Genomic DNA, 15033 nt, shown 5'->3' on the forward strand with positions numbered 1-15033 from the left:
TGGGGGAAAGGGCTCTTAATTAGGAGCTTAACGTTATGGGTACTTATGAATTAATCAGTGTTGCTGCCTTGCGCATAGCCTCTTTGGTTGAACATTCCACCACCTTGGCGTTTGCAAAACGGTGAACATCTTTCACTTGGATATCATGAGCCAGAATAACCAGCTTCGCATTGGCAACATCTAGGTCAGTAATACGGTTCTGAATGCCGTTCTGACCTTGGGTTTCAACCTTGATTTTGATGCCTGCCGCGGCGCCTGCTTTTTCCAGTGCTTTTGCCGCCATAAAGGTATGTGCAACGCCTGAAGGACAGCACGTTACTGCCACAATGTCATACTCGCCTTCGCCAGCTACAGGTGTAGGTTTTGCCTGAACAGGCTCAGCCTCTTGCGTGTCGTCTTCTGATTCTTCAGCAACAGGCTTCCAGAAACCGACGATCAGAGCAGTGGTCATGGAACCTAATGCGATACCGACAACGTACATTGGAATATTGCTAGATACAGGCGCAGTAATCAGGCCTCCCCATGGGGCATGCAGCAATACGTCAGTTAAGAAGCCAAATACACAGCCAACCACACCACCCACTACAATCGAAGGCAGAACTCGAACAGGGTCATTTGCGGCAAATGGAATGGCACCTTCCGAGATACCGATTGAGCCCATGATTGCTGCCGCTTTACCCGCTTCTTGCTCTTGCTTGGTGAATTTTTTCTTAAATAGGAAGGTAGCAAGTGCCATACCCAGTGGTGGCGTACAAATAGCGATACCAACGCCACCCATTAGCCAAGGCTGAGTATCCACTTGGGTTTGAGCGAACAGTGTTGCTACTTTGTTGATTGGGCCGCCCATATCAAAGGCTGTCATCGCACCCAGAATCGTTCCCAGCACTACTTTTGATGCCCCAGCCATTGAAGCCAAGAACTCATTCATTGACGCCATGAAAACCTTAATAGGTTCACCTATCCCCCACAGCACAATACCCGCCGAGATCAGTGTGCCAAGAAGAGGGTAAATAAAGTACGCACCCAACGCGGTCATGTTGGTAGAAAGCGGTATCTTCTTAAGCTGAAGCACGACACCGCCAGCAAGGAAGCCCGCTACGATGCAGCCAAGAAAGCCACCGCCCATATCAGCCATAATGCCAGAAGCGATCATCGCTGGTGCTAATGCCGGTTTATCAGCAATTGAGTAACCGATAAAGCCACCAAGAATAATAGGAAACAGCACCAAACCTTTAATACCGATATTAGAAATATCAGCTAATAGGCCGTCTGCTGGCACCGCACCTTTACCTGATGCCATTACTGCAAGAGCGAGTAGTACACCACCAGCCACAATAAAGGGCAACATATGTGAAGTACCAAATAAAAGATGGCCTTTCATCGTAGTTAATATTTTTTTATAGTCACTACTATTATTTTCTTGAGCTATAATTGCCGTCATAATTTCACGCCTTAAGAATTAATTAAAACATTTAATATTTGTTGTTCGTCTTGTGCGTTATGAATTTCTCCAATAAATTCTTCGCTAAACTTGCCAAATAGTTCTTGGAGGACATAGATATGATGATCTGCACCATTATCAGGAGAAGCGATCATAAAAAAGACTGTTGGTTCAACACCTTCTTCATCAGCGTAATCAATACCTTCACGCTTGACACCAACCGCAATAGCAGGGTTAACCACCGCTTTACTTTTCGAATGGGGATAAGCAATACCATCCATTGACGTCACGCTTAATGATTCACGTGCTTCAATATCAGATAAAAAATTCTCTTTACTATTAATGTTGCCATTTTCAAATAGCATGCTGGAAAGCTCTTCAAAAACTTCTTTTTTATTGTTGGCCTGAAGCTTTCCTTTAATTAAATTGACGTTAGTTAGTTCTGTAATCATTATTTAACTCATTGGTGCTGAAGTAATGAGTTAAATTTAAAGAATGTCGGATATTTCTTAAATAGCAAAAAAAATCCAATAACTATATTTTTGTATCACTTAAACTCTATTGTGAGCAATGTCATAAGGCTCGAAATAGGCATGGGAAAAATGATAGGGCTATCACAAACCTCGACTCTTCGCTAATGACCAGAGGTCGAGTGGAATCATTGTTGGGGGGAACAAAACCAGAAAATGGCCATGTATAGATTGGTAAAGCGTCAGCGCTATAGACCACACAGAGCTTTGTGAGTTAAAGCTTTGCGTGGTTTAAAAATCACTCAGTTTAAAGCTGCTTGGTTTATAGTGACCAAGAAAGAGGTCACTAAGCTAGGGGTTACTCCCCAGCAGTCAGTGGCTGGCTTTGTAGTTTTGTGATTTCTTCTTTAGTACGAAATTTTCCCTGATAAAGGTACTTCCAATCAGGAAGAGAAGCATTAGTCCGATTCAATTCCATAGCTTCAGCGACTGGATAAAGCTTAGTCCTAGACGGGGTATCTAGTAGCTTAGAAGGTTTGAAGCACTCTATGCCAAACATGTCACGATGATTTTCAATTTCAACACACTCAATAAAATAATACTGAGTAAGTTGATCGATAACCGTATCCATCTCTTCATTGGTCTTAAAAAAGAGGTGGCTACCACCACGATTATGGCTACGCACTACGCTTGTCTTTGCTACATCAGTATAGCGACAGGTATCATATTTAAAGTAGAGTATTAATACTTTTCGTTTTCTATTGTATTGAGCAAATAACCAGTCTTCACGATAGCCAGTTCGTACCTCTGCTTTCTCATCCGGTTGACGCTTTAACCCAGTAAAAGAAAGCAAAATTAGCCCACCCGCACCAGCAAGAACCATAGGACCTGCTACTGAAACTGCAAAAATGCACACAATGGCACCAAACCATGCCGCCACTTGAGAGGCACTATTCACCCAACGGGGCATATTACGCCGCTTTTTCACAACCAAGCCTAGTTCAGAGAGCTGGTAATCGTAGCGATAATCAAGACCAAAGAGTAAATAACAATAGCCATAGCCAAACACCAAAAGAACAAGGGAGCCAAAACCCATAAAGGCATCTTTGCCACTAGCAAGCCAAAAATAACCCAGCATCACCGACAATAAAGAAATAGGTACGAGGCTCATCAATATATTGTGATATCTATTTGGCTCCTCAATATCGTATTTATACCAACTTATCTGATTGCGACCAGAGGCAATCTCCTGCTCTTGCTGCTTTTGCTTCTCCGCAAACTCTTCTGGAGTTATATAAAAGGGTAAATAAGCCAAGGGTTACTCCTCGGCGGTCAGTGGCTGGTTTTGGAGTTGCTCTATTTCAGCTTTAGTCTTCCACTGACCATCGCACAAGTATTTCCATCTTGGTGGTGGCTCTTTTCTCGCTTTAATACTGTCTAGCTCTGCCTTTGAAAACTCAAGATAACGGGTGGGAATCCCTGCCAACTTCGGTTCAACCTTGGCCGTAAATATTTCTTTATGCTCAACAACCTCGATACATTCTAGTTGGTACTGATTAGATAGCCTCTCTAACATACCTTCCAATTCATTCTGAGATCTAAAAAATAGATAGCTGTCACCTCTACTGTTGGAGCGGAAGACCTTTGTTCTATCCGTATCGCGATAAAAGCACAGATCAAACTTATGAAAAAACTGTATAACTCTACGTTTTTTATTGTAGTAAGCGAATAACCAGTCTTCACTATGCCCAATTCGTACTTCGGCTTCTTCATCCGGCTGGCGTTTGAGCATACCAAAAGAAAGTAAAATCAACCCGCCTGCACCGGCAAGAATCATAGGGCCAACCGTGACAACCATAAAGATACAAACACCCGCCCCCAGCCATGCCATCACCTGCGCAGCACTATTCACCCATCGTGGCATATTGCGCCGTTTCTTTACCACTAACCCTCTCTCTGAAAGCGTATAGTCATAACGATAATCAAGGCCAAACATAAGGTAAGCAAGGCCGGATAAGAAAATCGCCTGTCCGAACATCAATACATTAAAAAAAGTTTCACCACGCTCAAAAAGCACGTAGGCAAGAAGGTAAGCAGGAGAACTAACAGCAATAGATATACAATAATTGAAATAACGAAAAGGCTCTTCAACATCGTATTTATGCCAACTTATCTGATTACGACCAGAGGCAATCTCCTGCTCTTGCTGCTTTTGTTTCTCCGCAAACTCTTCTGGAGTTATATAAAAGGGTAAATAAGCCAAGGGTTACTCCTATAACACGGTTTCGCCTTGCGTATCGCTTAGCGTCTGAATGATGGCCGCTTGTTTGCTGCTTTCTGAAATCACACTGTAAGAAGCGGTTTGTTTAATCGCATGTTGTAACCAGTAGTGACGTTCCCCTTCCTCACTTGGATAGCTGATTTGCAGTGCCAAATACTGCATATTATCACGGACTGGCAGCGTCACACTGTACACGCTTTTACCTGGGGTCGCACTGGCGGCTAAGCTCTCTAGCTCCGCATTTGGGTACCAACGCCCAGCAGTAAGCTCTTCTGCACTGGCTTGGGTATTAGTGCGCAGTTTTACCCCTTGCTTAGCCACCGAGTTCGGCAGCTGAATATGAACTTCAATCCCCACCATCGTTTTATGACTATACCTAGGGAAGGCTTGCACTTGCTCAATCGGCTTATGATATACCGTAGGCTGCTGCACAATGCTGCGCAGCTCAAATAAGGCTTCTTGAACCAGTTGACTATCCTGCTGTTCCCGCTCTGCCAGTGTCGCGGCTTGGCTCCAACGCGCGCGCTCAGGGTGATAACCCCAAGGTAAGCGATCCAGCCACTTTTGATATCGGTCTTGTTTTAGATCACCGAGTGCGGAGTTAGCCCAGAGATACACTAAGGTAAGAGTAAGCAGCGCTGCCATAACGGGGCCACCAAAGAGAATATTGGCTGACAAGGCTCCAGTAGACGCGCCAGTAGCTTGGAATAAACCAACAAGGGTCATAGCACCCAGTGAAGAAAAGTGGATCCGCTGGATTGTTTTTTCAACACCATGGCTTTGATCTATTTTCTGGAATGAACGGTAAGCTTCAATCCCAGAAGCTAACATACCAAAGCTTGCGGTGATGGCTAACCACTTATTAAACCTTTTAAGATCATCAACTGCTAAGCCTGTAAAACCTTCGGCTTTTTTATCTACCAACTGTTGCAATGACTTCATTGAATGAGTTCTAAGCTGGCTTTCTGCTTTTACATTATTCCATAAAGTCCCTGTCCGTATCCCAGTCCATGCTGCTGCGACATAAAACAGCTTTTGTTGCACATCAAGGAAGTCATCCTCTGACATCAGCCCGGTTTCTTCAATCGTAATGATTGCATCCCCAAGCGCGATGGCGTTAAAGAGAAAGGCCAGAAAACTTAGGCCCCCGACATTTTCAAATAAGGTATGCAGATTTTTGACTTGATTGCTCAAGATCTTGCGCTGCAACTCTAATGTGCGCTGCACTAGGTTACCTTCCAGCACAATCCGCTGCGGGTACCCCAAGGCATTGGCATTGACCACTTTTTGTAGGTGACGTTTTTTGTCCAGCAAAGCTTGGCGCTGCTTGCTTGATACCTTATTACTGCGTTGGGCAGCAAGCTCTTGGTTGACCAGTTTTAACTCTTTGTGAGATTGATTCATACGCTCACGCCAATCTGCAAACTTGGCCGCATAGTCATTAGGTATAGTCACAGCAGTGGCATGGGCGACGATTTCAGCGAAGGCAGCACGCCAGTGGAAGTGGTGGCGCTGCATGGGCTTAGAAAGCGTAGCCATCAGTAGCGAAGAGGCCTGAGCGCTATAGCTCAATGAAAACTCAGCCACACCCCGCATTGCCGCGCTCGCAGCAGCTTTAAAGATTTTATCCAACTCTTGGAAGCCTTGCGCTAGATCTTTAAGGATCATGGTCTCCGAACTGTTGGGGTTCGACATAAAGTCGATGATTTTGGCATACATACCAGTGCGATTGCTCCACGCCGATACATGCTCCATGATGCCTTCTTGAGATTCACTATTGACCTCAAGTGGGGACGGTAACGCCCCTTCCAGCTTTTTATAGATGCTTCGGCTGAAGCCCGCTGTATAAAGTGGCAACATACTGGTGGGCTTTGACCACTGACTTTCCGCCCAGCCTCTATCGTCTTCTTCTATCACCAAACTGAAAGACTCGACTGCTTCAAGGTGAAGCTGACTAAGGCTCCATTGCGTCTCTTCGCTGTATAAATCGAATATCTGCTCAAGGTGGTGTGGCGACAATGCTTCCAGTGCCGCGATAAAATCCTGCTTAGCGGCTACAACCTGAGCTAACATCGCTTCCTTCTGCTCAGATAACGCTTGCATTTCACTGAGCATTTGTTGCCAATTCAGCTGCCTACGCCAGCGATCCGTAGCTATCCACTGCTCGTAGCGACCAAATTGTGAGGCTGAAATACCAAATTCTTTTTGAATCGACTCCGCCACTAACGTGGTCTGGTGTTGGTAATAGTCAATATCCCCTTGTGAAAACGTCGAAGGCATTCCTTTTACGATAGGACCTTGCGATTGCTGGGTGAGCTCCAACATACCAAGATTGTCATAATACTCCCCCATCTTTTGATAAAACTCGAGTTGCTGACTCTTGCTTCTAACGCGGTAGGGAAAATCGATCTTGTCGCTGGCCCCAAACAAGCACAATTGCATCGCCGTCTGCATCAATTGCCATTGGCTGGCGTATTGCTCGGTAAACAGCCGATAAGGGCTAGCAATACTGGCAAAATGGAGCGCCATATCTCGGACATCTGCGGCATGATCTGTGACCGCGACAAAATAAGCCGCCTCATCTTCAGGTAACGCACCGGTGATGTCGCTTTCAACCGCAACTGGCTTGATAGTGCTAGAGGCATCATCGGCCATCGTTACCACGCAGGACTGTGCAAAGCGCCCATCTTCTATGGCAGACGCTTCAATGTCAGCCACCTCGGTGAGGTTCTCAATCGGGCTGATATGACGCTGGTGGTCATTAGGCATAAGCACTACAGTTTGCATCCGACCAATGTGGGAGCTTGCATTGTCCAGAACCTTTAAGTACATGGTCCATGTCCAACGGTGCTCTGAAAAGCACAGTGACAGCACACTGCCCTCAGAATAACTGAGGAAGGGAGAAGTTTTTTGAGGGCTACCCCGCTGCGATGATTGTGGGTCTTCACTTTCACTTAGTTTGTAATAGGTGAATTGAGCACCTTTCACCTCATACTCATCCAGCGTTTTTTGTTTGGCATCGTAGACATACAGCCAGCCATCTCTTAGCTGTCTTAGGGTGTAACTGAGTGTGTTCAACCGTGCTGGCCCTTGACCGCGCCAATGTTCCGGCAGGCCAAATGATTGTGTGTCTTCAGACTCTAACTGATCCAGGGCGTAGCGCACGGGAACAAAGTGAGCGGGCGCCGCTTCGCTTGATGTTTTTGGCTTGGTAAACTTGCGCGGCTCCGGCTCTTTTTGGACAGGCGGCTCAATTTTTTCCGTCCCCCCTTCCCAGAACATACTGTGCTTAGGCGGAGAGCCTGCAACATCATCAGACGGATTCTCGGATACCTTAGCGAACGACAACAAATTGCCATCCGCTTCATAAGCAGCCGTCGCCTCTTCACAAGAATAGGCATGGTCAACCCAAAACATTGACGTTTTAGGGGGGAGTGGCAGGCTTTTACTCATCTTTTTACTCTGTCATTGGAACAAGGCTAACCTCAAGGCTGGAGCGCAAACCAAGCAAAAAGTACGCCCACTTTAATATTCTAATATATTCAAAAGGTTAGAGTTTTTTACGTCTCATCAATTACGAAAAATTGGAAAATCTTCCAATTTCTTGTGTTCAGCCTTCAATTTTTGGTTGTCGTCTTATTCACTTTAAACGGTTCAATTCAAAGCTATCGCTTAAAACAAAGGCTCTAAGTACATCGCCTTAAAGCCTTTATTAAAACCGTTGAATTGCTATGCCGACTGAATGGGCTCTTGGTGCACCGCAGCACTGAAGCGATACAACACCGTAAGCCCCGGCAATGTCGCTATCGCCACATAAACCCCGACATAGGCAGAACTGAACGACATCGCTTCTGTCACAATCAGCGGCGTCAAACCACCAAAAATAGACAAGGCAATGTTGTAACCAATACCTAAGCTGGTGGTTTGGTTAGCGGATTGCTGCCATAGGAGTGCGGCGAGGTTACCCAAAATAATCGCGGCTAAAGCACTGATCCCCAACACTGCTAACGCTTGCCAGATGAATTCGCTGGAACCAAGCAGTGCAAACAAGGGGACCGCAGCAAACAGCATAAACAGCGCTCCGACTTTAAATGCTTGTTGTGGTGAGGAACTTTTGTCTACGATGAAAGAAAATACGAACAACAATACAACCAACACTGACGAGTTGATCAGCGCCAGGTTCTCAATGCCCATTGCTTTGCCCAAAATGCCACTTGCTAGGTTCTGCACATAAAACACCACCGCACCAAGAATGGAAATACAAAACACTTTGGCAATAATCTGACGGCTCGACTTACTCGCCACCGCTTCAGCTTTCGGCAATTCTGGTAGAGACAAGCGCAAATACAGGCTCACCATGATATTCGCAACACCCACTAGCAGCGGTACTCGCCAGCCCCAAGCGCTCATCTCTTCCGCCGTTAAATAGTGTTCTAAGCCTGCTACGATAAGGAGAGAAATGATGACACCGACAATGGAACTCGCAACAATCAAGCTGCTCACACGTGAGCGTTCGGAGTTCTTCGCATCGTAGAGAAGGTAGTTAATTAACGTTGGGTATTCGCCACCAAAGCTAAAGGCTTGAATCATTTGGAAGAACAAGAACACAACCACCACGTACTGTCCAACCATGTCGACTGGTACAAACGCCATCGAGACAGTTGCTAGACCAGTCAGCAAATTACAAAAAACCAGCGCACGCTTACGGCCATATTTGTCGGCGTAACGACCTATCACGACGCCACCAAAAGGTCGGATCAAAAAACGTAGGGCAAAGACGCCCCATACCACCAGCTCTGAGTGCTCAATGCCTTGGGTGGCAAATAACTGGGAAATGTACATAGATATCGATGCGAATACAGCGATATCATAAAACTCCATGGCATTACCAAGGACAGCACTGGTGCGCTGTTTCCAGGTGAGTGACATTCTGTTTTACTCCTCTATAAGTTCTAATTGATTTCCATCGGGGTCTGAACAGAAAAAGTAACGGAAACGACCTAGCCTAGCGTTGTAAATAGTAGTGATGTTGGTGACTTCCGATAATTTTCTATGAAAGGCTTCAAGATCATTGACACGTAAAGCGAAGTGAGTAATGCCCACTCTTTTTAACGTGATCAATGATTCAGAAACTGGGGCTGAAACATCCCCACAAAAATGAAAAAGCTCGATTCTCGAGCCTTGGTTTTCCAACATATGAATGGTGACCTGCTCATCCCGATAACTTCGTTCAAGCTGGTAACCAAACAATGCATAGAAATCTTGGCTGGCAACCAAGTCGCTGACCGTTAGCGATACGTGATGAAACTGTCCAGACATGCGACGGTCACTCCGTGTTCCACCAGTTTTCTAAAAAATACCGAATCGGGCTGATTCTCACAGCCAAGTTTGCACTTGATGGTATAGATTCGGTGCGCTTCTTCCGCTTCTTGACAGCCGCGAAGTACAGCCACTTCTTGAAAGGTTTTCATCTCGAGAAAGTAACGTACGCTGGTCAGTTCATCCCGTATCAGCGTCAGGTTACCAAACACATACGGCTTCTCTTCGTCATAATTCGACTGAGCGGTATTAGTGACTGACAAACTATCAATCGGGATCTGGATAGGTTTGTCACTCCAACACTCAAGAGCAAGATGATTGACCTTAGGACGGAACGCAATCGCTTGACTGACCACGTCACAGGGTAAAGGCGTGATAGGCAAAGAAATCGAAAGGATGTCGTACTGCGAACCTTGGTTGGTGACTATATCGACGCGATTATGGCTCGCTTGCGCTGATTCACGGAAGTTTTGGGCGCCTTGGCTATTCCACAAGTTAATACCCGGTTTTAAGCGTGAATGCAGGTTCTTATATAACTCGTCACCCCAATAGGCTAGATGCCATGAGTAGTTGGTCGAGACCGTCTTAACTTGCTCAAGTTGTGTATCCACCCGAGAAAAAGACACCGTCTGATCAACCCCCATATATTCGACATAGCGTTTGAATACATGGCACATCGCTTCCATATCAGCGTTACGTACATCCATGGTTTGTTAACGTTATCAGTAAAAAACAATATGCGCATAATACCTTATGCATTGGGTTTTACTACCAAAAAAACACTGACTTCGACTCACTAACACTAATTAAGATAAAAACAGATAAATCACATAACAACCCAATGGCGGCACTACCCAAAATTGATATTAATATCAATTAAAACAATACGGTAGACGTATGGAGGGATAATGCACATCAGCACTTTTTATTAATGACAACTATCTGTGTAATCGCGCCATAACCCCAAAAAATGGTTAATCACTATCCCCTAACGAAGAAAATCGGATGTTAAGGATGATTCAGCATGAGTCTGAGTGTTGAAATATATTCGTAACCTCACCTTAATATTCCAAAAATAGACTCGCGGCTTTTGATAACCAATACTGACGAGTCACGATGATAATCCGCAAGCATACTGCCCCTCTACTTTTACCACTCGCCCTACTATCAGGCTGTGAAGACGAAGAAGCGAAAATAGACCCAACACCCTCAGGTCGATGGGTAACCGGTGATATGCACATCCACTCCACTGCGTCTGACGGTCATAACTTAATTACATCTGTACTAGATATTGGCTACAACAAGTACGGAATGGACTATTTAATTTCGACCGATCACGGTGGCTTTAAGAGTTTTGAAATCTCATCAGACAATATGTGGCGTATGGCTCGCCGAGGCTCATTTATCGTAGACTGGAAAGATCAGCAAGAGCCTCACAACCACGACTACGCCAAAGACAACTTTGAACACGCCAAGCACGAACGTGAGTATGCGTTTAACTCCAATATCATGCTGGAGCATCTGAACAATTATCGTCAACAGGAACTCGCTAGCGATAAGCTGCTATTAAAAGGCATGGAATGGACCGCCCCATACGTGGATGAGCATACCACGCTGTTTATCGATGAGGGCTACCATACTTCTGCAGAACTCAACAGCTTTCATAACCACTACTTTAAGGGCAACCCCAATGACCAATCCGAGGGTGGAGCCGACAAGCAAAACATGCTGGACGGCGTAGCATACTTACAACAAAACCACCCAACAAACAGTTTCTTCACGTTAAACCACCCATCTCGAAAACATGAGTATCGTATTGAGATTATCCGTGAAATGTTAGCCACAGGCCCCGATGTCTTTGCTGGTATGGAAGGAGCACCGGGACACCAACGTAATCCTGAGGCGCGAGGCTCATATGAAATGGTCACGCCGATCATGATGACTAATACCCAAGGTGAACACTACAAAGCCTACCATGGTACAACCTATGGCGGTTTTGATTATATGACAGCGAAAGTGGGCGGAGCATGGGATGCTTTATTATCAGAAGGTCATCAGTTCTCGATTTTCGTCGGCAGTGACTTTCATAGCATGCTCAAAGATTTTTGGCCCGGCGAGTACAGCAAAACCCACTTGTACCTCACTGAAGAGTCTCCACAAGGTATTATTAACGCAATTAAAAGCGGTAAATCTTTTGCTACACATGGTGACCTGATCACCGACCTAGATTTCCATATGACTCAAAATGGCAAAAAAGTTGAGATGGGCCGAAGCCAAGCCATTGATCATAGTCTGCCAGCAACGGTAAATATTCAATTCACCATGCCAGACAAGAACCATAACGGCGATGATGTAAACGTAGAGTTCGTCGATGTCATTATGGGTACGATTACCAATCAGGTATTACTACCCGGTGATGAAATGTATGACCAGCCATACACAGATCTGGCCAAAGTCATCCAGAGCTTCGAAAGCGGAACCGAAAGCTGGTCAAGAGAAGGCAACACAGTATCACTGAGCTTTACAATCCCCGCACAAGATAATCCTTATTATTTGCGCCTGCGAGGTTCAAACACGCCAAAAGGTACGGAAAATTACGTAGATGAGCAAGGTAATCCAATCTCTGATCTCCATAAGGATCAATCAGATATTGCCGCGATGGCTTGGAAAGACTTGTGGTTCTACTCTAACCCGATTTACGTTAACCAACCTGCGAGAGACTGACCTAGGCGTTAAAAACCGATCAAGGTCACTTTGCCTTGTGCCATATCTTCAAGCTGACAAGAAAAGTCGACCCTCTTGTCAGCTTCTTTACTGTACAAGGCCTCAAGCTTTTCAAATGCGGAAGGTATAAAACTGACATTTTTCAATCTCAGGCTTTTACGTGAATTACTATCCAGAAACGCCAGTGCAGATTTCTCCAATACCTGTTGGCAAGTATCGAGAATATCTTTACTCACCAATTTACTATGAATGGCGCGTTGGAGATCTTGCTTGCTGATGGCTGAATTACTGCGAGAGAAAACACAAATCGCATAGATATCCAGAATCGCGACCGCTCTGGGCCTTTGAGTTTCACCATCTTCATAAACCGCCAGCAGGCAAGGGATTTTGCTTTCATCGAACGACTGCTGACGAATATTATTCAACACTAAGCGGTCACTCACCTCTCGCTTCATCAGCTTTTCCAACTGAGACAATTTAGGCAGCGCGAGCTCTTTTTGCACATCGTTAATGTTTTCCAATGCCCGCTCGCTTTCTTCTGCCCCCTGAACCAACGGCAAAAGTTTGCGATGCAGCTCTTTATCATCGAAAGGTTTAGACAGTACAAAACTGGCGCCAGCCGCCTTGGCTTGATTGATTTGCAACTGATCATCAACAGTGGTGATCATGCCCATCTTGATGTCCAACCCCAGCTTTTTGATTTCTTGAATTAAGGTCAACCCTGTCATGTCCGGCATATACCAATCGGTGAGCACAATCTCTGGTTGCCATTGCTTAGCTTGCTCTAAGGCATCCAGAGCACTGTCTGTTTTCTGGATCGACAAACGGCGATAACCAAAATTTTCCAGCGCTCGCCGAACAATTTCTAATGTGGCTTTACTGTCATCGACAATCAGGATCTTCACAAATCGCATTCTACTCTAGCTGGGGACTGTCTAAATTATAGGCACAATTTGTGATGACAACTAAACTTAGACTCTAACAGGATTCAAAAAACATGGAATGAGTTCATGGATTTAGCACCTCTTCTCACAGCAGAGAACCTCGTCGCCCTAGCGATCGATATGGGTCTTTTTATTCTGCTAGTCTGGTTTGTGATATTACTTTTGATACTGCGTGAGTTTCGCCATTTTGCGCGAGAGGTCGTTCATGGCCAAAATATGGACCGCAATACCTATGAACTGTGCCAACAGTCGGTTGACAGTGCCTTGAACTACACCGCAGAAAATAGTGACACACTGAATGACCTGATCATTATTCAGCAAGCATTAGAGGCACAAGTATCGCAAATCAAATCGGCTAATGAAGGAGGGCTAAGTGCTCAAGATCAGGAATCCATCGAAGACCTCAACCAAAAACTGAGTAAATCACATCAATTGATAAAAAAACTCAAAGGTGACCTCAACCGCAGCATTAAAGGGCTAAGAAAAGCCAAGAACAAACTCCTGAAGCAATCGGATACCGTAGAGAGCCTGCAACAAGAAAAAGAGCAACTAGAGAAACAGTTCGAGCAGCTTGAGCAAGAGTATGTCCAGATCAGTGAAGCTGGCGGCTTCAATAAGCTCGAACAAGACTATCAGCAAGAAAGACAACAATTGCTCGGCATCATAGAGACCTATAAGAAGAAAGCGGCTGAGAAAGGCGACATCGGTGAAGTGCGAACCCAACTTGAAGCTGTGCAGCAGCAACTGCACCACATCACCAAAGAGAAAGACTTTGTCGAGAAGAAATACCTCGACTTAATTAAAGAGAGTGAAGAAAAAAACCAGTCACCCACTTAGCTACTGGTTGATTGCTATTTCACGCACATCACATTCAGCAAAGATGTGCCCTTCAGGTGATTAACTTTACCACTGTAGAATAAACCAATTCGATCCGCGCCCCAGTAGGGCAAATGCATTGGCCATTTATCTCGTGACATAACGTCAGCATTGAGCAAGGCTTGCCACTCTTTTTCCGTCGCCAAACGCATTCCCATTCGATAGCAAGTCTTATAAGCCATTTCATAATCCATGCGATTCCAAGGCAGTTCATGTTCCATATAGAACTGATCGTTACCAAACATGCTATACGGCACCTTATACTCGACACCGTTTATGTTGGCGTGCTGACGAATCGCCACCCCTTGGTTTCGCGGTTGTTCCGGCTTCGCTTGGGCTAAAGTTTTAGGCTCAGGTTTACTTGGTGCAGGAAGAACCGTTGTTTTTTGCTGTGCCACTTTAGTAGGTGGCTTGGCCGCCGACTTAGTAACTGGGACAGCTTTGGCCGTTGGTGCACCTTTCACGATTTCACGAATAAAAGCTTCTTTGTAATCCGGTAATTTTTTGACTTTAGCCAGATCGGACTTTGCTTCAGAAAAAGCTTTATACGGGCCAATCAAACAACGATACGCCTTCCCCTCTGGCTTAGCCCATACATCTGCACTGATGTGTTGATATATTTTCTTCGCTTCAGGCAAAGCCAGAGGCTTGCCATACACACCACACTGAATCCAGAAATAAGACGCCTGACCTTTTGGTTTTTGTTTTCCCCACATCCCCTTACCAATCGGGCAAGCAGCATCTAGCAAAGGCAAGGTGTCGCTAGAGGCCTGAGTTGCATCACACAAAAATTCTTCCGCATAGGCCGGAGCAGACTGCATTGGTAAAGCGAATACCGCAATGCTCATAAGTGCGATTAAAGGTCGCCTAAATGTAACGGCCATTCTCGTTCCCATATTCTTCATTCAAACCTTAAATTCGATGTCCATACTCTAAACGATAGAGTGCATTATTGACGACTCACTACTGAAAAAATTC

Annotated in this window: 12 protein-coding genes; 2 read left to right on the forward strand and 10 right to left on the reverse strand. The window is 45.2% G+C overall.

The genetic code is table 11. The annotated features are described in order from the left end of the window. Window positions 1-43: 43 nt before the first annotated feature. The 8 genes from L1D23_RS18280 to L1D23_RS18315 all read right to left on the reverse strand — a co-directional run bounded on the left by L1D23_RS18280 (window position 44) and on the right by L1D23_RS18315 (window position 10218). Complete coding sequence (locus L1D23_RS18280) at window positions 44-1441, reverse strand: fructose-specific PTS transporter subunit EIIC (protein WP_239869809.1); 1398 nt, start codon at window positions 1439-1441, stop codon at window positions 44-46. Between the two features lie 11 nt (window positions 1442-1452). Continuing rightward, the gene (locus tag L1D23_RS18285) at window positions 1453-1893 is read right to left on the reverse strand and encodes a PTS sugar transporter subunit IIA (RefSeq protein ID WP_239869811.1); all 441 of its coding nucleotides are present in this window, start codon (window positions 1891-1893) and stop codon (window positions 1453-1455) included. A 376-nt stretch (window positions 1894-2269) separates the two neighbouring features. After that, window positions 2270-3226, reverse strand: a complete 957-nt coding sequence (locus L1D23_RS18290) for a hypothetical protein (RefSeq protein WP_239869813.1) — start codon at window positions 3224-3226, stop codon at window positions 2270-2272. 3 nt (window positions 3227-3229) lie between these two features. Next, window positions 3230-4174, reverse strand: coding sequence for a hypothetical protein (locus L1D23_RS18295; protein WP_239869815.1), 945 nt, complete (start codon window positions 4172-4174; stop codon window positions 3230-3232). A gap of 9 nt (window positions 4175-4183) precedes the next feature. Then, window positions 4184-7645 carry a T6SS effector BTH_I2691 family protein gene (locus L1D23_RS18300; protein WP_239869817.1) on the reverse strand — a complete coding sequence of 1154 codons (3462 nt, stop codon included), beginning with the start codon at window positions 7643-7645 and terminating at the stop codon, window positions 4184-4186. Between the two features lie 276 nt (window positions 7646-7921). Then, the gene (locus tag L1D23_RS18305) at window positions 7922-9121 is read right to left on the reverse strand and encodes an MFS transporter (RefSeq protein ID WP_239869820.1); all 1200 of its coding nucleotides are present in this window, start codon (window positions 9119-9121) and stop codon (window positions 7922-7924) included. Between the two features lie 6 nt (window positions 9122-9127). Then, the gene (locus tag L1D23_RS18310; protein ID WP_239869822.1) at window positions 9128-9511 is read right to left on the reverse strand and encodes a VOC family protein; all 384 of its coding nucleotides are present in this window, start codon (window positions 9509-9511) and stop codon (window positions 9128-9130) included. Further along, window positions 9481-10218 carry a hypothetical protein gene (locus L1D23_RS18315; protein WP_239869830.1) on the reverse strand — a complete coding sequence of 246 codons (738 nt, stop codon included), beginning with the start codon at window positions 10216-10218 and terminating at the stop codon, window positions 9481-9483. The genes L1D23_RS18310 and L1D23_RS18315 overlap by 31 nt, the downstream gene beginning before the upstream one ends. A 409-nt stretch (window positions 10219-10627) precedes the next feature. On the opposite strand from L1D23_RS18315, the gene L1D23_RS18320 reads away from it, so the two are divergent. After that, entirely contained in the window at window positions 10628-12235 is a 1608-nt protein-coding gene (locus L1D23_RS18320; protein ID WP_239869832.1) for a hypothetical protein, read from the forward strand. Between the two features lie 8 nt (window positions 12236-12243). Here L1D23_RS18320 and L1D23_RS18325 read toward each other — a convergent pair whose 3' ends face one another. Beyond that, the gene (locus L1D23_RS18325) at window positions 12244-13140 is read right to left on the reverse strand and encodes a response regulator (protein ID WP_239838774.1); all 897 of its coding nucleotides are present in this window, start codon (window positions 13138-13140) and stop codon (window positions 12244-12246) included. A 105-nt stretch (window positions 13141-13245) separates the two neighbouring features. On the opposite strand from L1D23_RS18325, the gene L1D23_RS18330 reads away from it, so the two are divergent. Then, the gene (locus L1D23_RS18330; protein WP_239838720.1) at window positions 13246-14016 is read left to right on the forward strand and encodes a chromosome partitioning protein ParA; all 771 of its coding nucleotides are present in this window, start codon (window positions 13246-13248) and stop codon (window positions 14014-14016) included. A gap of 14 nt (window positions 14017-14030) precedes the next feature. Here the strand turns inward: L1D23_RS18330 and L1D23_RS18335 are convergent, their stop codons facing one another. Next, the gene (locus L1D23_RS18335; RefSeq protein WP_239869835.1) at window positions 14031-14939 is read right to left on the reverse strand and encodes an SPOR domain-containing protein; all 909 of its coding nucleotides are present in this window, start codon (window positions 14937-14939) and stop codon (window positions 14031-14033) included. Window positions 14940-15033 lie beyond the last annotated feature (94 nt).

Origin of the sequence: Vibrio sp. Isolate24 (genome assembly GCF_022398215.1) — a bacterium.
In the GTDB taxonomy this organism is placed as follows: Bacteria; Pseudomonadota; Gammaproteobacteria; order Enterobacterales; family Vibrionaceae; genus Vibrio; species Vibrio coralliilyticus_A.

What these genes read in the sequence shown, in the direction of transcription:
- L1D23_RS18335 (WP_239869835.1), bottom strand. Translation starts at nt 14,939, where the DNA reads ATGGCCGTTACATTTAGGCGACCTTTAATCGCACTTATGAGCATTGCG.
- L1D23_RS18285 (WP_239869811.1), bottom strand. Translation starts at nt 1,893, where the DNA reads ATGATTACAGAACTAACTAACGTCAATTTAATTAAAGGAAAGCTTCAG.
- L1D23_RS18315 (WP_239869830.1), bottom strand. Translation starts at nt 10,218, where the DNA reads ATGGATGTACGTAACGCTGATATGGAAGCGATGTGCCATGTATTCAAA.
- L1D23_RS18330 (WP_239838720.1), top strand. Translation starts at nt 13,246, where the DNA reads ATGGATTTAGCACCTCTTCTCACAGCAGAGAACCTCGTCGCCCTAGCG.
- L1D23_RS18310 (WP_239869822.1), bottom strand. Translation starts at nt 9,511, where the DNA reads ATGTCTGGACAGTTTCATCACGTATCGCTAACGGTCAGCGACTTGGTT.
- L1D23_RS18305 (WP_239869820.1), bottom strand. Translation starts at nt 9,121, where the DNA reads ATGTCACTCACCTGGAAACAGCGCACCAGTGCTGTCCTTGGTAATGCC.
- L1D23_RS18300 (WP_239869817.1), bottom strand. Translation starts at nt 7,645, where the DNA reads ATGAGTAAAAGCCTGCCACTCCCCCCTAAAACGTCAATGTTTTGGGTT.
- L1D23_RS18280 (WP_239869809.1), bottom strand. Translation starts at nt 1,441, where the DNA reads ATGACGGCAATTATAGCTCAAGAAAATAATAGTAGTGACTATAAAAAA.
- L1D23_RS18320 (WP_239869832.1), top strand. Translation starts at nt 10,628, where the DNA reads ATGATAATCCGCAAGCATACTGCCCCTCTACTTTTACCACTCGCCCTA.